Here is a 17,280-nt window from a genome sequence, read left to right as displayed (position 1 = left end):
GCCAGAAAATGGGCTTGATGGACAGACACGCACTCGTCGAGAAGAACGCCACGCTTCTTCTCGTTGGCTCGCTTCTTGTGGTGACCGTCGGCGGCATCGTCGAGATCGCACCGCTGTTCTATCTCGACAACACGATCGAGAAGGTCGAAGGCATGCGCCCTTACTCGCCGCTCGAACTTGTCGGGCGCAACATCTATGTGCGCGAGGGTTGCTACCTCTGCCACAGCCAGATGATCCGGCCGTTCCGCGACGAAGTCGAGCGCTACGGTCACTACAGCCTGGCAGCCGAGTCGATGTACGATCACCCATTCCAATGGGGATCGAAGCGAACCGGGCCGGACCTAGCGCGCGTCGGCGACCGCTACTCGAATGTATGGCACGTCGACCACCTTTCGAATCCGCGTTCGGTCGTCCCGGAATCGATCATGCCCAGCTACGCGTTCCTCAAGGACGCGCCGATCGACGTGAAGGACTTCTCCACGCATCTGGTTGCCAACCGGCGGGTCGGCGTCCCTTACAACGATGACATGATCGCGCACGCCAATGCGGATTTAATGGCCCAGGCCGATCCCAACGCCGACACATCCGGCCTCGAAGCCCGCTACCCCAAAGCCAAGATCGGCGATTTCGACGGCAACCCGCAACAGGTGACCGAGATGGACGCGCTGGTCGCCTATCTGCAGATGCTGGGCACGCTGGTCGATTTCAAGAACTACGACGAAGCCGCCGGCTACCGCTGAGGAGTTTCATCCATGAATTACAATCTGATGCGGGAGTTTGCCGACAGTTGGGGTCTGGTCGCCATGGCGCTTTTCTTCGTCGGCGCTATCGCCTTCGCCCTTCGCCCTGGCAGCCGCAAGCTGGCCGACGAAGCTGCCCGGATTCCCCTTGAGGACGAGTGATCATGAGCGACGAGCACATCGATGAAATCTCTGGTGTTTCGACCACCGGCCATGAATGGGACGGCATCAGGGAGCTCAACAACCCACTTCCGCGCTGGTGGGTATGGACGTTCTACATCACCATAGTCTGGGCGATCGGCTACACCATTGCCTATCCGGCATGGCCTCTCCTGCACTCGGCAACCAAGGGTGTGCTCGGCTATTCCAGCCGCAACGATGTCGGGAACGAGCTTGCGGCGGCCGAAGTTGCGAAGGGCAAATATGTCACTGCGGTAGAATCGAAAACCGTTTCGGAGATTGCCACCGACGATGCGTTGCGCGAATTCGCGGTCGCTGCCGGTGGCGCCGCTTTCAAGGTCAATTGCGTCCAATGTCATGGCTCCGGCGCTCAGGGCTCCAAGGGCTTTCCCAACCTCAATGACGACGACTGGTTGTGGGGCGGCAAGGCCGAGCAGATCCAGCAGACGATCACGCATGGCATCCGCTTCGCATCGGATCCGGATACGCGCCTGTCGGAAATGCCGGCCTTTGGCGACATCATCACCGCAGATCAGATCAAACAGGTCAGCGCCTACGTCGCCAGTCTGTCGGGCACCGTTAGCGATCAAGCATTGGTCGAACCCGGAACCAAGGTTTTTGCCGAAAATTGCGTGGCCTGCCACGGCGACAATGCAAAGGGCAACAAGGAGCTCGGCGCCCCCGATCTGACCGATGCTATCTGGCTCTACGGGTCAGGCGAAACAGCAATCGCCGCCCAGGTCCGTGCGCCGAAACAGGGCGTGATGCCGGCGTGGGTCGGACGCCTTGGCGAAACCAGGGTCAAGGAACTGGCGGTTTACGTCCATTCGCTAGGCGGTGGGGAATAGGAACGGGGGCCTATTCCCGGCCCTTCACCGCCCAAGCGACGAGGCCCGGCTCTGCCGGGCCTCGATTTGTTTCCGTGGTCCAGGCGATTGACCTGCATCAACGCGGCGCAATCAAGTCAGCGGCACAATCCGGTCGACGCTGTATTTCGCGCACCTGTGTGCACCCAGCAAGGTCACTTGCCCGGCGAAATCACAAGCTGCACGACGGGAGAAACCAGTGCTTGACAATACGCAGGTAGAACGGCTCGAAGCGGAGGCGGTCAACTCCGCCAAAGTGCGCCAGCCAATGTATGCCGCGCGCAAGAAGATCTTCCCAAAGCGGGCCTCGGGAAGCTTTCGCCGGTTCAAATGGCTGGTGATGGCGATCACGCTCGGCATCTACTACTTGACGCCGTGGTTGCGGTGGGATCGGGGTCCATTTGCCCCGGACCAGGCGGTGCTGCTCGATCTCGCCAACCGGCGCTTCTATTTCTTCTTCATCGAGATCTGGCCGCAGGAATTCTACTATGTGGCCGGACTTCTAGTGATGGCCGGCGTCGGTCTTTTCCTGATCACGTCGACTGTCGGCCGTGCCTGGTGCGGCTACACATGCCCGCAGACCGTATGGGTCGATCTGTTCCTGGTCGTGGAGCGGGCCATCGAGGGCGATCGCAACGCGCGTATCAAGCTCGATGCCGGGCCTTGGACTGCCCGCAAGCTCGTGCTGCGGGTGTCGAAACACGCCATCTGGCTGGTCATAGGTGGGCTGACCGGCGGCGCCTGGATCTTCTATTTCGCCGATGCGCCGACGCTGGTCGGCGAGCTCTTCACCGGCACCGCGGCGCCTGTCGCCTACATTACCGTCGCCGTGCTGACGGCGACGACCTATACGTTCGGCGGGCTGATGCGCGAGCAGGTCTGCACCTATATGTGCCCATGGCCGCGCATCCAGGCAGCCATGCTCGACGAAAGTTCGCTCACCGTCACCTACAATGACTGGCGCGGCGAACCGCGATCACGTCACGCCAAGAAGGTTCTTGCCGCAGGGCAGCCCGTCGGCGACTGCGTCGACTGCAATGCCTGTGTAGCCGTCTGTCCGATGGGGATCGACATTCGCGATGGCCAGCAGCTCGAATGCATCACCTGCGCGCTTTGCATCGACGCCTGTGACGGCGTCATGGACAAGCTCGGCAAGGAGCGCGGGCTGATCTCCTACGCGACGCTCTCCGACTACAACGCCAACATGATGCTGGCGACCGCAGGCGGCGTCAGTTCGGTCAATCCGTCGCTGGTCAGGAAGGCTGATGGCCTGTTCTCCGACAAGGTTGCGCATTTCCATATCCGCAAGATCTTTCGGCCGCGCACCTACGTCTACATGGGGATGTGGTCGCTGATCGGCCTGGGCCTGCTCTATTCGCTGCTGACGCGCGACCGGCTCGAAGTGAACGTGCTGCATGACCGCAATCCGCAGTTCGTCACGCTGTCCGACGGTTCGATCCGCAATGGCTATACCGTCAAACTGCTCAACATGATCCCCGAGCCAAGGACGATTGTCGTCACGATGCAAGGCTTGCAAGGCGCCGAAATGAGCATGGTCGGCGACGACGTCCAGGCAGGCCGCTCGTTCGCCATTGCGGTCGAACCTGACCGCCTGAAAATGCTGAAGGTCTTCGTGCGCCAGCCCGCCGAGCAAATCCACGTCACAGCGCAAACCTTCACGTTCCGTGTCGAGGACAAGGCGAGCTTCGAGTCGGACCAATACACAGCCACCTTCAACGCGCCGGAGATTGCCAGATGACCTCCAACGCTCACAAATCCCGCGAATTCACCGGCAGGCACATGTTGGCCATCATCCTTGCCTTCTTCGGGGTGGTGATCGCGGTCAATCTGACAATGGCAACGCTCGCCAACACAAGCTGGACCGGCCTTGTCGTCGAAAACACCTATGTGGCGAGCCAGCAGTTCAACAAGAAGGCCGAGGAAGGGCGCGCGCAGGCAGCCCTCGGCTGGACTGGCAAGCTGACCATCGCATGGGGCGAAGTCCGCTACAGCCTCACCGATGCCGCCGGCAAGCCGGTTCCCTTGCATGGCGTAAAGGTGCTGTTTCGCCATCCCGCCTACGAAAAAGAGGATGAGGCCGTCACGCTCGCCCTCGCCTCGGGCGAGGAGTTTGCTGCGCAGCACATGCCGAAGGACGGTGTCTGGATCGTCGAAGTCGACGCCGACGCGGGTCTGGCAGAGCCCTACCGCGAAGTCCGAAGGATCATCATTTCCCATGGAGCGCAGAAATGAGCTGTTGTGCACCGAGCGCCGAAATGGCGCTGGATCTGGTCGACACCTCATCGGTCCTGCCATCCAGCCAGGAGATCAGGCTGGCAAGCCGATCGATTGGCGATGATCTTCGCCAGACCGACCTTTCGGTGCCGACGGTTCATTGCGCAGCCTGCATCCAGACGATCGAGACGGCGCTTGGAAAGCTCGATCAAGTCGAGGGCGCTCGTGTCAATCTGTCGACGAAGCGGGTCGCGATCCGGTGGCGTGGGGATGAGGTACCACCATTCGTCGCCGCGCTTGGCAGGTTGGGCTACGAGGCGCATCTGTTCGACCCCAAGGTCGGTGACAAGGACAAGACGCTTTCGGAGCTGATCCGCGCGGTCGCTGTTGCCGGGTTTGCGGCAGGCAACATCATGCTGCTGTCGGTCTCGGTCTGGTCCGGGGCCGAAGGCGCGACCCGCGACCTGTTCCATTGGGTCTCGGCGCTGATCGCCATTCCTGCCCTCGCCTTCGCCGGCGGCATCTTCTTCCGCTCGGCCTGGAACGCCCTGCGCCACGGCCGCATGAACATGGACGTGCCGATCGCAGTTGGCGTGTCACTGGCCTACGCCATGAGCCTCTATGAGACGATCACCCATGGCGACCACGCCTATTTCGACGCGTCGGTATCGCTGCTGTTCTTCCTGTTGATCGGTCGCACGCTCGATCACGTGATGCGCGAGCGGGCCCGGACTGCGGTGAAGAATCTGTCACAGTTGGGCGCGCGTGGCGCCATGGTGCTGCGCGGCGACGGCGCACGGGACTATTTGCCGGTTGGCGAGATCGAACGGGGGATGCAGCTGCTCATTGCAGCCGGCGAGAGAATCCCCGTCGACGGCAAGATCATTCATGGCGCGTCGGATCTGGATTGCTCTCTGGTCTCTGGTGAGAGCACGCCCAGAAACGTGGCGCCAGGCGAAGCCGTGCGGGCCGGTGTGCTCAACCTCACTGGCCCACTAACGATCGAGGCGACAGCCGCCGCCAAGGATTCGTTCCTGGCGGAAATGGTTCGGCTCATGGAGGCTGCAGAGGGCGGCCGCGCGCACTATCGCCGCATCGCCGATCGCGTTTCAGCGCTCTATGCTCCCGTGGTTCATCTAACCGCCTTCGTGACCTTCCTTGGCTGGATGGCGGCGACCGGGGACTGGCACCGGGCGATAACCATCGCCATTGCCGTTCTGATCATTACGTGCCCGTGCGCGCTCGGCCTCGCCGTGCCGATCGTTCAGGTGGTCGCAGCGCGGCGCCTGTTCGAGAATGGCATCATGGTCAAGGATGGTTCGGCCATGGAGCGCCTGGCAACGATTGATACCGCGGTGTTCGACAAGACCGGAACGCTCACGCTCGGCCAGCCCCGGCTGGTCAATGCGGCCTCGATCGATCCGGGCATGCTGGCAATCGCGGCAGACATGGCCGCGCATTCCCGCCATCCGTTTTCAAAGGCCATAGCAGGCTTTGCCGCTCCTGGCGGGCAACACAAATTCGATGCCGTCACCGAGCACCCGGGATTCGGGATCGAAGCCACTGACGCCGCAAGCACCTGGCGACTGGGTCGACGCGGATGGGCTGGTTGGAAGGCGAGAACCGGCGGTGAGGGCAAATACGGCTACGGCGGAACGGTCTTGACGAAAAACGGGATGATTGTCGCATCCTTCGTTTTCGAAGATGCATTGCGTGCCGACGCCAGAGCGGCCGTCGATCAATTGAAGCATGCTGGGATGTCGGTGGAAATGCTGTCGGGCGATACCGCGAAAGCCTGCGCCGAGGTTGCGGACGTGTTGGGTGTCGATGACTTCGTTCCCTGCCTGCTCCCGTCGGGCAAGGTTGAACGCATAGAAAGCCTGGCGAGAGACGGGCACAAGGTTTTGGTGGTTGGCGACGGGCTCAACGACACACCGGCGCTGAGCGCCGCGCATGTCTCGATCGCACCGGCTACGGCCGCCGATATTGGCCGCAACGCAGCCGATTTCGTTTTTCTGCGCGAAAGCCTCTTGGCGGTCCCGCTGGCGCTGGACGTTTCGCGCAAGGCGGGACGCCTGATCCGACAGAACATAACAATCGCGATCGTTTACAATGCCGTGGCCGTGCCGATCGCCATTCTGGGCCATGTTACTCCACTTATCGCGGCGGTCGCGATGTCTGCCTCGTCATTGCTCGTGATTGGAAATGCCTTGCGCCTGCAAAGCTTCGCAACGAGTGCGTCTTCCGAAACCGCGCGGCAAGACAGGCCCGTGCGGGTCGACGCCTTGGCCGAACCCTCATGACGACGCTCACCTATCTCATCCCGGTAGCGCTATTCCTTGGGGCACTCGGCCTGTCCGGCTTCCTGTGGGCGTTGAGAAGCGGTCAGTACGAGGATCTCGACGGCGCGGCGGAGCGCATTCTCATCGACGGCGACGACGGCGCTGAGAATGCCCCTCGGTCCAAGTGACTCAGATCAAAGCGCCGCGGCTCGCAATGTCCCATCGTCGTCTGACGAAAAATCAGGAGGTGAGGATGCAAGCCGAAGCCATAATGACGAAGCCAGTCATCACGACGGATGCGAACGCGACGATTGCCGAAGCGGTCGAGCTCATGCTTTAAACAAGATCAGCTGCCTCCCGGTAACGGGCAGCGACGGTGCTCTGGTTGGCATAGTAAGCAAAAGCAACTTCTTGCGCCGAGAGGAACTTGGGACTCAGCGAGCGCGTCCCCGCTGGCTGGAGTTTGATCTTGGCCCGGGCACAATCGCCGATGATTATGCGCGCTCGAACGGACGGATCATCCATGAGGTGATGATTACAAAGGTCATTTCGGCGCCTCCAGGCGCCTCGATTGCAGACATTGTAAACTTGATGATGCAACACCGCATCAATAATGTGCCGATTGTCGACCGGGAAAGGGTCGTCGGCATCATCACGCGAACTGATTTGCTGCGCGTCCTGATCCGCACCTTGCCGAAACCGGGCATCACGCCGCCCGATGACGACCAGATCCGTAAGGCCATACTTGCCGAACTGCAGCGGCAATCGTGGAACGGTGTTGACTTGATTGGTGTGAGGGTCAGCGACGGCGTGGTCGAACTCACAGGGGCGATTGTCGACGAGCGTCAACGGAAGGCAGCGATCGTTGCGGCGGAGAACGTTGCCGGCATTGGGCAAGTCAAGGACGGCCTCTTCCTCCGCACAGATCCGTTCTCGGTGATGATGGTTTCGTAGCTGCGAAAAAGCGGGGACGCAAAGCCGAGTTCTGCTCTCCTCCCATATCCTTTGGACTGGAGGCCGTCGGCGACTTCCTTCGGCATATAGCGCTCGTCATGCTTGGCGTGCCGTCCATGCGCACTCCGTTATAACGCCCTGCCTGTCTCAAAACAGATCGCGCAGAATGCCGGTATAGCTGATCCGACCGACTTCTGTTCGTTGGGACCACCCTCACCTTCTTAGTGCGCTCGGGCCTGGGTGGCTTTGGTTGGGCCTAGAAAGAGTGGCCAGTACGAAGATCTCGACGGGGCCGCCGCGCGAATTGTGATCGATTTGAAAACAAAAGCGGCCGCTGATCTTCAGGAAGCCGCCGGTGACTGCGCAGGGTTGCAGAAAACTGCGACACGAAACTGCTCCATCTCAAATCTCGCGCATAACATGGCCGCATTCCGAGGGCTGTTGTTTCTGCGATTAACGTCTACCAATTTGCGCCAGCGCAAAGAAACGATGCGTCGGGTCATTTAGCTTCTGCTCATCCGCAACGGTCGAGAGATAGGAGATTGACATGATCACGCGACGCGAAGCCCTCTTTGGAGCAGCGATTGGCGCTGCCGCCGTGGCGGCGCTGCCCGCATTGTCGGCAACAATGACGAAGGCAGACATTCGCGGGCTACCCCGCGAAAAGATCAAGCTCGTCGCGCCACCCTTCGTGCACCCGCACGATCAGGTTGCCAAGGGCGGGCCAAAAATCGTCGAGTTCACCATGACAATCGAAGAAAAGCCTGTCGTCATCGATGCCGATGGCACGAAGCTCAACGCGATGACCTACAACGGCTCGATCCCCGGCCCGCTGATGGTGGTGCACCAGGACGACTATGTCGAGCTGACGCTCATCAATCCTGACACCAACACGCTTGCCCACAACATCGACTTCCATGCCGCGACCGGTGCGCTCGGCGGCGGCGCCCTCACCTTGATCAATCCCGGCGAACAGGTGACCTTGCGCTTCAAGGCGACGCGAACGGGAACGTTCGTCTATCACTGCGCGCCCGGTGGTCCGATGATCCCGTGGCATGTCGTCTCCGGCATGAACGGCGCAATCATGGTGCTGCCGCGCGACGGGCTCAGGAACGACAAGGGCGAACCGGTCAAATACGACAAGATCTTCTACGTCGGCGAGAGCGACTTCTACATCCCGCGCGACGAGAAGGGCAATTTCAAGAGCTATGAATCAGCTGGCGACGGTTACGATGACATCGTCAAGGTCATGCGCGGGCTGATCCCGACGCATGTCGTGTTCAACGGCAAGGTCGGATCTCTGACCGGCGACAACGCCATGAAGGCGAAAGTCGGCGAGACCGTGTTGATCGTCCATTCGCAGGCCAACCGCGATACGCGGCCGCATCTGATCGGCGGTCACGGCGACTATGTCTGGGAACAGGGCAAGTTCGCCAATCCGCCGGCCAAGGATCTGGAAACCTGGTTCATCCGCGGTGGTTCTGCGGGCTCGGCGCTCTACACGTTCCTCCAGCCGGGTGTCTACGCCTACGTCAATCACAATCTGATTGAGGCCGTGGAACTCGGGGCGACCGCTCACTTCATGGTCGAGGGCGAGTGGGATGACGACCTGATGACGCAGGTCGAGGCGCCTAAACCCATCGCCGTCAACTGACGGCACTCCAATTTACCCGGACAGCGACGCTGTCCGGGTATGGATAAAAACCATGTCTCCTTACATCCTGAAGGTTGCCTTAGTCGCCCTGGCCGCCGCCGCTATTCCGGTAGGGCTCTCGATACCGGCGCTGGTCGGGGATCGACAACCCCACTCAACCGCTATGACGGTTGTCTTGCTTTCCGGTTCGATCACCTATCCGACGCCGGGCGAGTTCCTTAGGGATGGACGCCCGCAAGCCAATCCCCGCCTCAAGCGACAACTCAACAGACCTCTCGAAATCATGACCTATCAAGTTGGCGCGGCGGATTATGCGCATTGCGTGTCGGCTGGAAGCTGTCAGCCGGCACAGGAGATGCGCGCAATCCCGAGCAATACTCCGGTAACCGGCGTGAGCTATCTCGATGCCAATGCTTACGCGCGCTGGTATTCGGACGTGACCGGCGACCAATGGCGGCTGCCATCAGACGAGGAATGGGCGTTTGCCGCGGCGGAGCGGTTCGCCGGCGAATTTGAGGGCGTCGAAAACGACGCCAGCAACCCCGCCAGGCGTTGGCTCACCAGCTACAAGGCCGAGGTGGACCTCAATCGCAAACCGGACCCGTTGCCCAGGAGTCGTGGCTCTTTTGGTATGAATTCCCTGGGCCTCGCCGACTTTTCCGGCAACGTCTGGGAGTGGACCTCGACCTGCTATGTCCGCACGACGTTGGCTGCCGATGGAAGCGGTGTTGCGAGTTCGATCGACAATTGCGGCGTCCACGTCCTTGAAGGACTTCACAGAGCCTATATGTCGAACTTCGTCAGCGACGGAAAGAGCGGCGGCTGTGCCGTTGGTACGCCTCCCGACAATCTGGGCTTCAGGCTGGTCCGGGACCATCGGGGATGGGTGAACCGTATCGTCGGCTACCTCGGCATTGCCTGACAGATCTGAAGCAACTGCTTCATTCGCGTTTCGACGGTCGCCGGCTCTCCCCGCCGGCTCACCGCGCCTTTGGCGTCATCAATGCGTTGCCGTAGACCAGGATGAAGCCTGCAAATGCCGCCACCCAGGCCGCACCGGCAATGTCGATCAACAGTCCAAAGGGGACGAAGGCGGCCAGAATTCTCAATGATCCCGCGAGAAGGACGGCTACGAAGATGAACGAGGCGCCTCTTCCAGCCTTGAGCGCTCGCCCGGTGTGCCCGAGTGTTGCGCGGGTCATCACGGCAAGCGTCATCGCGCCGACCGCACCCGTTCCGAGCGCGTGAAGTCCCGCCGCCGCTGGCACGGCATCGGGGAATAGGATCGACGCCGAGACGAGGGCGAGACCGATCGGCACAAAGGCATATCCAAGATGGAGGATGAGCACGAGCGGATCCCGCAATGTGCGCTCGCCAGCCCAGCGCGACAGACGCCACGCCTGGCAGATTGCGGCGACGGCCATAAGCATTCCTGAGACACTGTTGTCGGGGGCGAACGACCATGCTCCCAGCGCGACGGTTGAGATGGCTATCGAAGCAATGTCAAAACGGTCGAACGGCGCAGGCAGCCTGCCAGGACTTTCGCGGACGAGCCAGTTGCGCGTGAAGCTCGGAATGATGCGCCCACCGATCAGCGAGATGAGCATGATCGCCGCAGCCATGCCGAGCCTGCGGCAGATGTCGGATATGCCTTGAAGGTGCGCCTCGATGTGGAACGCGCCGTTGGCGCCAGCCAGGACGGCAAGCGGCAGCAGCACCTTGAGATTGCGCCAGTTCCGTCCAGCGACGATTTCGCGTGCCGCCGCCGCAGCGACCGCAAGCAGGAACGAGCTATCGATCACGGCCGCCGCTTGCCAGCCGATATCCGCCGAGAAGAAGACAGCGGCGCGGCCGGCAAGCCACAGGACAACCAGCGCCAGCAGCGGCAGTCCCTGCACGGGCAGCCGGCCTGTCCAGTTCGGGATGGTGGTCAGCAGGAACCCGGTAACGATCGCCGGCAGGTAGCCGAACAGCATCTCGTGGATATGCCAGTCGACCGGGACAAACGCACTGTGGGCAACAAGCTCGCCTGCATACATCGGCAGCCAGAGCAGAATGGAGAGCCCGGCAGACAGCGACCCGAGGAGGAAGAAGGGCCTGAATCCATAGGAGAGAACCGCGGGACCGGAATAGCTCCGCAGGCGTGAAACTGCCATGACTGAATCCTCAAATGAAAAGGGCCGGATGAACCGCCACCCTGGGTCCGTCCGGCCGGTGCCCCGCCCCCTTACGGCAGGCAGACTGTATGGTGGTCAGTTTGCGGGTACCTGGGTGAACAGGTCGGCAAACACCGTTTTTGCCTTCCCAGGATGCTTGACCGCCTTGGCGGCATCGAGATTGACCGGCTTGCCGACAACGATCAGTGCGACCATCCCCATGCCGTAGTGGGGCGCGCATTTGACGCCGTAAACGCCCTCCTTCGTCAGCGTAACGGTGATTTCCTCGCTGGGCTTGCCCTTGAAAGGCTCGGCGCCATCCGGAAGCATGCCCTTGATCGACTCGGCGTCGTGGGTCTTGTCGGTCGGCACGAACTTGACGGTGTCGCCAGGCGCTGCCTTGACGAAGGCCGGCTGGAAAACCATGGCGCCCTTTTCGCCCTTGTTGAGCATTTGCACCACGTGCTCTTCCGCGCTTGCGCCGCCGGCGAGCGCGAGGAGGGAGATTGCGGCAGCGAGGATGGAGAGTTTCATCGATTTGTCCTTTGTTTCGTCTTCGCGGCGTTGCGCCGTTCCATGCCATTTAGCCTGATGCGGCAGAGGACAATTTGCGCTGGCGCAAACTCGGGATAAGAAAGGGCTGCCGCACGATTGACGCGGCAGGGTCCTGAGGAAATTCGCTTGGCTGCGCTGGATCGATCGCTGATATCGCGGCTGCCCCTCTTCCAGGGGATGGCCCCCGAAGAGCAAAGCGAGCTTCTCAGAAGCGCTCGATCGTCACGCTATGCCAAAGACTCAACGATCTTCGAGCAGGAAGCCGAGGCCCATTCCTTCTTCGTGCTGATCGCCGGGCACATACGGGTGGTCCGCACCACGCCTGACGGACAGCAGGTCATCGCGAGATACATCAGCGAAGGCGAGATCTTTGGCGTCGCCGCAGCGCTAGGCCGGACAACCTACCCCGCCAGCGCTGTCGCGGCGGTGGATTGCGTGGTGCTGGCCTGGGCCAATGCCCTATGGGCGGAACTGGCGCGCCGGTTCCCGGTGTTTGGGGCAACCACATACAAGACGGTTGGAACCAGGCTGCAGGAGACCCAGACGCGGGTGGTCGAGATGTCCACGGAACAGGTGGAGCAGCGGGTCGCACATGCACTGTTGCGGCTGGCAAACCAGACTGGCCGCATGACCGACAGCGGCATCGAAATCGATTTCCCGATCTCAAGGCAAGACATTGCCGAGATGACGGGCACGACGCTGCACACAGTCAGCCGGCTGCTCAGCAAGTGGGAAGAGAAGGGGATCATCATCAGCGGGCGCCAGAAAGTCACGGTCAAGGATGCGCATCGCCTTGTGGTTCTGGCCGAGAACCGGGACAAGGGCTGACCGTCACCATTTTCGTCGAACAGCCGCTTCGAGTTCGTCCAAAAAGTCGCCCTCATCGATCCGATGTTCGCGGCACGCCTCAGTCACGGTATGGAATGTGCCGATCGGACAGCCGACGCAGAGCATCTTGTGTCTCAGCATCACCGCTACCGTTGCCGGCCATTTCCTCATGATGTCGTCGACGACCATGTCGGGGTTGATCGAACTGCGCTGTTTCACGATGAAATCTCCGCGATTTGCGAAGCGTCTTCATAAATCCGGCTATGGCTTGCTTCGTTGCGCTTTCGCAACTTCGTAGCGCTGACTCCTCAGGGCCGGATTCTTTTGCGCAAGAATAGCGCTCATAGAATCTACCGAGATCGAAGCCGGACCAGGTCAGATGGCGGTACCAACCACGGCGCCAATGCCGGCCGTCAGCGCCATTGCCAGCGCACCCCAGAATGTGACGCGAAGGGTTGCCCTCATCACATTGGCGCCGCCGGCTTTCGCGCCGATGGCACCCAGCACTGCCAGGAATAGGAGCGAGGCAACAGACACGGTTGCTGCAAGCCAGGCTGAAGGTGAAACAAGCACCATCGCCAATGGCATGGCCGCGCCAACCGAAAATGCAGCCGCAGAGGCCAGCGCCGCCTGGATCGGTCTGGCCGTCGTCACCTCCGAAATACCGAGTTCGTCACGTGCATGGGCGCCGAGCGCGTCGTTGGCCATCAACTGGTCGGCGACCTGCAATGCCAGCGTTGGCTCTACGCCCCGCTTGACATAGATGTCCGCAAGTTCCAGTCGCTCGAAGTCTGGCTGCGTGGCCAACTCTTCTTTCTCGCGGGCAAGGTCGGCTCGTTCGGTATCTGACTGCGAACTGACCGAGACATACTCGCCGGCCGCCATCGACATCGCGCCGGCTACCAAACCCGCTATACCGGCCACCAGAACATTGGAGGCCGCGGCATTGGCTGCCGCCACGCCAACGATCAGGCTGGCCGTCGACACAATGCCGTCATTGGCGCCAAGCACTGCGGCCCGCAGCCAGCCAATGCGCGATATGAGGTGGTTTTCCGCATGCAGACGGCTCATGATGTCACCGCGCACGCCGCGCGGCAGGCCGCAGCATCCTGATGAGGACACCCGATTTCACATAAAAATGCTGCCATAGAGCGGCGGCCGCATGGAGGGAGACGACAACGATGATAATCGGCTTGGCGAGTTCATGGATGTCGCCCATGGCGCCAATGCTGAAGTACCATGCCAAAGCTCCCGATATCGGCATGCCGAAAATGAACACATAAAGCATGAAGTGGGTTGCCGTCGCGATCCGCTTCAAAGCGGCGCTCTCTTCTGCCGGGGCAGCGGGGACGCCACGCTGCAAGCGGATGGCAAGGCGCCAGACCGCCAGCACCAGGACGGCCAAGCCGACATAGACATGAATGTTCGCATTGAAGATGTCGCCAGCTGCAGGCTCGGCGCCGCGTGAGAATGCCCGGTAAGCCGGCTTGATGTCCTCGCCGATTACAAGCTGCAGGACGATCAGCACCGCGATTGTCCAGTGCAGCAGTATCTGGGTTCCGGTGTATCCGGCCGGCTCGTTGGCAACAGTCATAGGCAGCTACCTCGCTTGAGAGACCCCTCCTACCTCGCTGCTTATGCGACCATGTTGATCTAGGACAAACCATTTCCTGTCTCCCCTTAAGAGCCCTCGCAGCTTCAACGCGGCTGACAGCCAGTTGTCAGCTTGGTCGTGGGATATTGCGTCCGGGCGGACCAGATGGATCGCCCTGCAAGATCGAACGTGGAAACACAATTCCGATGAAACAGATTGCCTTGTCACTTTTCGTGATCGCCGCCTCCGGCGCTTATGTCTGGGATCAGGCCGGCAAGGATCCGGCAAACGATCTGCTTGGCGAAGCGCTGCCGGCCGACGCTGGCCGAGCGCCTTCCGTGCAGCCAAAAGAGTCGTCATCCGCCGCGACTTTGCCTGTGCTTCGGACCCAGCCGGCAACCCTCGATCCCCGGTTCAGCACAAGGTTCCCGATTGCCCGCGAAACGACGGCAGGGATAGCCAAGCCCGCTGAATGGTCAATTGATCGAGTCAGGCAGACTGTGGTTCCGGTGGCACCACAACCATCGCCAACGCCACCGGCCCAGCCAGTGGCTCCGGCTGTCTCCGATCCTGCGTCGTCAGCACCTGCATTCGCCGTAACCCCCGCCGTCTACATACCAGTTCCGCAGCCGAGGCCGGCATATCGGGATGCGCCAGCACGTGTCGTGCGGGTGGGCATGAAGCTGGCGGCAAAGGGCTATGCCGACGGCGTCTATACCGGGCCTACCGCCGATGCCTACTACGGCATCATCCAGATTCAGGCCCTCGTACAGGGCGGGCAGCTTACGGCGCTGAAAGTACTGAAATATCCCTCCGATCGCCGCACCTCCATCAACATCAACAGGCAGGCGCTGCCGATGCTGCGCGACGAAGCGATCAGCGCCCAAAGCGCCAATGTCGACATTATTTCGGGCGCGACGCTGACCAGCAGGGCTTTCATCCAGTCACTGCGCGGCGCGCTGAAGAAAGCGTCGTCGTAGAACCATGCGCGACACGCGAATTTTGATGGGCATGCCCATCACGGTCGACATCGGCGGCGCTTCGGACGGTGGGTTGATCGACACGGTCTTCGACTATTTCGAGCATGTCGACCGGCGCTTCAGCACATACCGGGACGACAGTGAGATCGCGGCCATCAACCGCGGCGACGTACCGGTCGCCTTCTGGAGTGGCGAGATGATGGAAGTGCTCGCTCTCGCCAGGCAGACGAAAGACGAGACGGACGGATACTTCGACATTCGCAAGCCCGACGGGTCGCTCGATCCTTCCGGCATCGTCAAGGGCTGGGCCATCCGCAATGCGGCCGGGATTCTTCAACGGGCCGGCATCCGCGATTTCTTCATCGAGGCGGGCGGCGATATCCAGTCTTGCGGCAAGAATGCTTCGGGTCATGACTGGAGCGTCGGCATCCGCAATCCCTTCAACGCGGACGAGATCGTAAAGATCGTCTATCCCCGCGGTCGCGGTGTCGCGACCTCCGGCACCTATGTCCGCGGCCAACACATCTACAATCCACATGGGATTGGCAGTTGGATCCAGGACATCGTCAGCCTGACCGTCATCGGCGCCGATGTGCTCGAAGCCGATCGTTTCGCCACCGCGGCGTTCGCCATGGGGCGGGAGGGCATTGTCTTTATCGAGCAGACCCCTGGCCTGGAGGGATATGTCGTCGACACCAACGGCCGCGCCACGCCGACAACCGGGTTCGGAGCCCTTTGCTCGCCATGATCAAGACCATCGACCGATTTCTCGATCACCTGACCATGTACCGGCTGGTCCTCTACTATCTGATGGCGCTGGTCGGCGCGGCGTTCGTTCTCGGCTTCGTCAGGCTGGTGCCACATGATCCGATTGCGCTTGCGTTCACCACGGCGCTTGCGCTGGCCGCCTGCTGGATCACCAACAAGGTCTTTGCGCATGTCTTCGCAGTCCCGGCCAACAACGAGTCCGTCTACATCACCGCACTCATCCTGGCGCTTATCCTAGATCCGGTTGCGGTCACGGACATTAAGAGGATCGCGGCGGTGGCATTCGTGTCCGTCTGGGCGATTTCATCGAAATTCATTCTCGCCATCGGCCGGAAGCACCTTTTCAACCCGGCTGCGCTGGGCGTGGCGCTGTCCGCGCTGCTGCTCGACCAACCAGCCACATGGTGGGTGGGCGGCAATCGGCCATTGCTTCCGATCGTGCTCGTCGGCGGCATGCTTATCGTCCGGAAACTGCGCCGGCTTGACCTTGTCTCGATCTTCGTTTTCGTGGCGCTGGCGACCATTCTGGCAACTACGGACCCAGCGCAGTACTGGACCGCGCTCGCAGAGACACTGGGTTCATCGCCGCTGCTGTTCTTTGCCTTCGTGATGCTGACCGAGCCGCTGACCGCGCCGACGATGCGTTGGCCGCGCATCGCCTTTGCCGCCATCGTCGGCTTTCTGTTTGCTCCCAACATCCATATCGGCTCGTTCTATTTCACGCCGGAACTGGCGCTGCTTGCCGGCAACCTGTTTGCCTATGCGGCGGGCCCCAAGAGACGCTTCGTGCTGACTCTTGAACGCATTGAGCAATCGGCCGTCGACAGCTTCGACTTCGTCTTCCGGTCGCCGCGCAAGCTCGCCTTCGAGGCCGGCCAGTATCTCGAATGGACGCTTGGCCTCGATCGTGCCGACAATCGCGGCAACCGCCGCTATTTCACGGTCGCCTCGGCGCCGACGGAGGAAACAGTCCGCCTCGGCGTCAAGTTCTATCCGCAATCAAGTGCCTTCAAGCGCGAGCTGATGACTATGAAGCCGGGCAGCACGATCCACGCCGCGCAACTGGCCGGCAATTTGACGCTGCCCGCCCGGCGTGAAACCAAGATCGCGTTCCTGGCCGGAGGCATCGGCATCACGCCGTTCCGCTCGATGCTGCAGTATCTCCTCGACCGCAAGGAACGGCGACCGATCGTCATCCTCTACGGAACCGAAGGCCAGCAGGACATCGCTTATCGCGATGTTCTTGGCGCGGCCTGGCAGGAACTTGGGATCAAGACGATCCACGCGGTGGCGCGCGGTGGCGAGCGCGGGCAATATCCCGGATACATCGACGAGCGCCTGATACGTCTGGCGATACCCGACTACCTCGAGCGCACATTCTACATTTCCGGCCCGCAGGCGATGGTCAAGGCGCTGCGCCAGAAGCTGTTGGCCATGGGCGTTCGCCGCTCGAAGATAAAGGTCGACTATTTCCCGGGTTTTGCCTGA

At 61.2% G+C, this 17,280-nt stretch carries 19 protein-coding genes and 3 pseudogenes; 16 read left to right on the top strand and 6 right to left on the bottom strand.

Going from position 1 to position 17,280, the window contains the following annotated elements; genetic code table 11:
* The first annotated feature begins 8 nt into the window (after positions 1-8).
* The 9 genes and pseudogenes from ccoO (at position 9) to FJ527_RS21670 (ending at position 7,257) form a co-directional block, all read left to right on the top strand.
* Entirely contained in the window at positions 9-740 is a 732-nt protein-coding gene (ccoO, locus tag FJ527_RS21705; protein ID WP_140619246.1) for a cytochrome-c oxidase, cbb3-type subunit II, read from the top strand.
* Positions 741-752: 12 nt separating this feature from the next.
* Entirely contained in the window at positions 753-902 is a 150-nt protein-coding gene (locus FJ527_RS21700; RefSeq protein WP_140619244.1) for a cbb3-type cytochrome c oxidase subunit 3, read from the top strand.
* A gap of 2 nt (positions 903-904) precedes the next feature.
* The gene (gene ccoP, locus FJ527_RS21695) at positions 905-1,768 is read left to right on the top strand and encodes a cytochrome-c oxidase, cbb3-type subunit III (protein WP_140619241.1); all 864 of its coding nucleotides are present in this window, start codon (positions 905-907) and stop codon (positions 1,766-1,768) included.
* A 217-nt stretch (positions 1,769-1,985) separates the two neighbouring features.
* Positions 1,986-3,545: a cytochrome c oxidase accessory protein CcoG gene (gene ccoG, locus FJ527_RS21690; protein ID WP_140619239.1), complete on the top strand. Its 1,560-nt coding sequence runs from the start codon at positions 1,986-1,988 to the stop codon at positions 3,543-3,545.
* Positions 3,542-4,039: a FixH family protein gene (locus tag FJ527_RS21685; RefSeq protein ID WP_140619237.1), complete on the top strand. Its 498-nt coding sequence runs from the start codon at positions 3,542-3,544 to the stop codon at positions 4,037-4,039. The genes ccoG and FJ527_RS21685 overlap by 4 nt, the downstream gene beginning before the upstream one ends.
* A complete protein-coding gene (locus FJ527_RS21680; RefSeq protein ID WP_181166432.1) occupies positions 4,036-6,324 on the top strand; it encodes a heavy metal translocating P-type ATPase in 2,289 nt (762 codons plus the stop codon). The genes FJ527_RS21685 and FJ527_RS21680 overlap by 4 nt, the downstream gene beginning before the upstream one ends.
* Positions 6,321-6,491, top strand: coding sequence for a cbb3-type cytochrome oxidase assembly protein CcoS (ccoS, locus tag FJ527_RS21675; protein WP_140619235.1), 171 nt, complete (start codon positions 6,321-6,323; stop codon positions 6,489-6,491). Before FJ527_RS21680 ends, ccoS (FJ527_RS21675) begins: the two co-directional genes overlap by 4 nt.
* Positions 6,472-6,684: pseudogene (locus FJ527_RS29925) on the top strand (hypothetical protein); the annotation flags it as partial. The gene ccoS (FJ527_RS21675) and the pseudogene FJ527_RS29925, both read left to right, overlap by 20 nt.
* A gap of 30 nt (positions 6,685-6,714) precedes the next feature.
* Positions 6,715-7,257, top strand: coding sequence for a CBS domain-containing protein (locus FJ527_RS21670; RefSeq protein ID WP_348641133.1), 543 nt, complete (start codon positions 6,715-6,717; stop codon positions 7,255-7,257).
* Between the two features lie 29 nt (positions 7,258-7,286).
* Here the strand turns inward: FJ527_RS21670 and FJ527_RS29680 are convergent.
* Positions 7,287-7,443 (bottom strand): annotated as a pseudogene (locus tag FJ527_RS29680) (cytochrome c biogenesis protein CcmE); the annotation flags it as partial.
* 47 nt (positions 7,444-7,490) lie between these two features.
* On the opposite strand from FJ527_RS29680, the pseudogene ccoS (FJ527_RS29675) reads away from it, so the two are divergent.
* The 3 genes and pseudogenes from ccoS (FJ527_RS29675) to FJ527_RS21655 all read left to right on the top strand — a co-directional run.
* Positions 7,491-7,584: pseudogene (ccoS, locus tag FJ527_RS29675) on the top strand (cbb3-type cytochrome oxidase assembly protein CcoS); the annotation flags it as partial.
* Between the two features lie 220 nt (positions 7,585-7,804).
* Positions 7,805-8,911 (top strand): copper-containing nitrite reductase, encoded by a 1,107-nt coding sequence (gene nirK / locus FJ527_RS21660; RefSeq protein WP_140824026.1) that lies wholly within the window; start codon positions 7,805-7,807, stop codon positions 8,909-8,911.
* 52 nt (positions 8,912-8,963) lie between these two features.
* Positions 8,964-9,833: an SUMF1/EgtB/PvdO family nonheme iron enzyme gene (locus FJ527_RS21655; protein WP_140619231.1), complete on the top strand. Its 870-nt coding sequence runs from the start codon at positions 8,964-8,966 to the stop codon at positions 9,831-9,833.
* Between the two features lie 58 nt (positions 9,834-9,891).
* On the opposite strand, the gene FJ527_RS21650 is transcribed toward FJ527_RS21655, so the two are convergent.
* Both FJ527_RS21650 and FJ527_RS21645 read right to left on the bottom strand, forming a co-directional pair.
* Positions 9,892-11,067, bottom strand: a complete 1,176-nt coding sequence (locus tag FJ527_RS21650) for an NnrS family protein (RefSeq protein ID WP_140619229.1) — start codon at positions 11,065-11,067, stop codon at positions 9,892-9,894.
* 96 nt (positions 11,068-11,163) lie between these two features.
* Positions 11,164-11,601 (bottom strand): pseudoazurin, encoded by a 438-nt coding sequence (locus FJ527_RS21645; protein WP_127259130.1) that lies wholly within the window; start codon positions 11,599-11,601, stop codon positions 11,164-11,166.
* 147 nt (positions 11,602-11,748) lie between these two features.
* Between FJ527_RS21645 and FJ527_RS21640 the strand changes: the two genes are divergently transcribed.
* Positions 11,749-12,450 (top strand): Crp/Fnr family transcriptional regulator, encoded by a 702-nt coding sequence (locus FJ527_RS21640; protein ID WP_140619227.1) that lies wholly within the window; start codon positions 11,749-11,751, stop codon positions 12,448-12,450.
* Positions 12,451-12,453: 3 nt separating this feature from the next.
* On the opposite strand, the gene FJ527_RS21635 is transcribed toward FJ527_RS21640, so the two are convergent.
* The 3 genes from FJ527_RS21635 to FJ527_RS21625 form a co-directional block, all read right to left on the bottom strand.
* Positions 12,454-12,669: a DUF1858 domain-containing protein gene (locus FJ527_RS21635; protein ID WP_140619225.1), complete on the bottom strand. Its 216-nt coding sequence runs from the start codon at positions 12,667-12,669 to the stop codon at positions 12,454-12,456.
* A gap of 156 nt (positions 12,670-12,825) precedes the next feature.
* The gene (locus FJ527_RS21630; RefSeq protein ID WP_140619223.1) at positions 12,826-13,521 is read right to left on the bottom strand and encodes a VIT family protein; all 696 of its coding nucleotides are present in this window, start codon (positions 13,519-13,521) and stop codon (positions 12,826-12,828) included.
* A gap of 4 nt (positions 13,522-13,525) precedes the next feature.
* Positions 13,526-14,044, bottom strand: coding sequence for a cytochrome b/b6 domain-containing protein (locus tag FJ527_RS21625; RefSeq protein WP_140619221.1), 519 nt, complete (start codon positions 14,042-14,044; stop codon positions 13,526-13,528).
* A 206-nt stretch (positions 14,045-14,250) separates the two neighbouring features.
* On the opposite strand from FJ527_RS21625, the gene FJ527_RS21620 reads away from it, so the two are divergent.
* From FJ527_RS21620 to FJ527_RS21610, 3 genes are read left to right on the top strand one after another with little or no spacing between them, the layout of a single operon-like run.
* Positions 14,251-15,024 carry an FMN-binding protein gene (locus tag FJ527_RS21620; protein ID WP_140619219.1) on the top strand — a complete coding sequence of 258 codons (774 nt, stop codon included), beginning with the start codon at positions 14,251-14,253 and terminating at the stop codon, positions 15,022-15,024.
* A gap of 25 nt (positions 15,025-15,049) precedes the next feature.
* A complete protein-coding gene (locus tag FJ527_RS21615) occupies positions 15,050-15,772 on the top strand; it encodes an FAD:protein FMN transferase (protein ID WP_246677761.1) in 723 nt (240 codons plus the stop codon).
* Positions 15,769-17,280, top strand: coding sequence for an RnfABCDGE type electron transport complex subunit D (locus FJ527_RS21610; protein ID WP_140619215.1), 1,512 nt, complete (start codon positions 15,769-15,771; stop codon positions 17,278-17,280). Before FJ527_RS21615 ends, FJ527_RS21610 begins: the two co-directional genes overlap by 4 nt.

Origin of the sequence: Mesorhizobium sp. B2-4-18, from assembly GCF_006441385.1 — a bacterium.
GTDB classification, from domain to species: Bacteria; Pseudomonadota; Alphaproteobacteria; order Rhizobiales; family Rhizobiaceae; genus Mesorhizobium; species Mesorhizobium australicum.
This window is presented reverse-complemented; position numbering and strand designations above follow the sequence as displayed.

Bases quoted from the DNA above. Each gene is read 5' to 3' on its own strand.
- FJ527_RS21610 (WP_140619215.1), top strand. From the start codon at position 15,769: ATGATCAAGACCATCGACCGATTTCTCGATCACCTGACCATGTACCGG.
- FJ527_RS21645 (WP_127259130.1), bottom strand. From the start codon at position 11,601: ATGAAACTCTCCATCCTCGCTGCCGCAATCTCCCTCCTCGCGCTCGCC.
- FJ527_RS21620 (WP_140619219.1), top strand. From the start codon at position 14,251: ATGAAACAGATTGCCTTGTCACTTTTCGTGATCGCCGCCTCCGGCGCT.
- FJ527_RS21650 (WP_140619229.1), bottom strand. From the start codon at position 11,067: ATGGCAGTTTCACGCCTGCGGAGCTATTCCGGTCCCGCGGTTCTCTCC.
- ccoP (WP_140619241.1), top strand. From the start codon at position 905: ATGAGCGACGAGCACATCGATGAAATCTCTGGTGTTTCGACCACCGGC.
- FJ527_RS21615 (WP_246677761.1), top strand. From the start codon at position 15,050: ATGGGCATGCCCATCACGGTCGACATCGGCGGCGCTTCGGACGGTGGG.
- FJ527_RS21655 (WP_140619231.1), top strand. From the start codon at position 8,964: ATGTCTCCTTACATCCTGAAGGTTGCCTTAGTCGCCCTGGCCGCCGCC.
- ccoO (WP_140619246.1), top strand. From the start codon at position 9: ATGGGCTTGATGGACAGACACGCACTCGTCGAGAAGAACGCCACGCTT.
- FJ527_RS21685 (WP_140619237.1), top strand. From the start codon at position 3,542: ATGACCTCCAACGCTCACAAATCCCGCGAATTCACCGGCAGGCACATG.
- FJ527_RS21680 (WP_181166432.1), top strand. From the start codon at position 4,036: ATGAGCTGTTGTGCACCGAGCGCCGAAATGGCGCTGGATCTGGTCGAC.
- FJ527_RS21625 (WP_140619221.1), bottom strand. From the start codon at position 14,044: ATGACTGTTGCCAACGAGCCGGCCGGATACACCGGAACCCAGATACTG.
- FJ527_RS21700 (WP_140619244.1), top strand. From the start codon at position 753: ATGAATTACAATCTGATGCGGGAGTTTGCCGACAGTTGGGGTCTGGTC.
- nirK (WP_140824026.1), top strand. From the start codon at position 7,805: ATGATCACGCGACGCGAAGCCCTCTTTGGAGCAGCGATTGGCGCTGCC.
- ccoS (WP_140619235.1), top strand. From the start codon at position 6,321: ATGACGACGCTCACCTATCTCATCCCGGTAGCGCTATTCCTTGGGGCA.
- FJ527_RS21630 (WP_140619223.1), bottom strand. From the start codon at position 13,521: ATGAGCCGTCTGCATGCGGAAAACCACCTCATATCGCGCATTGGCTGG.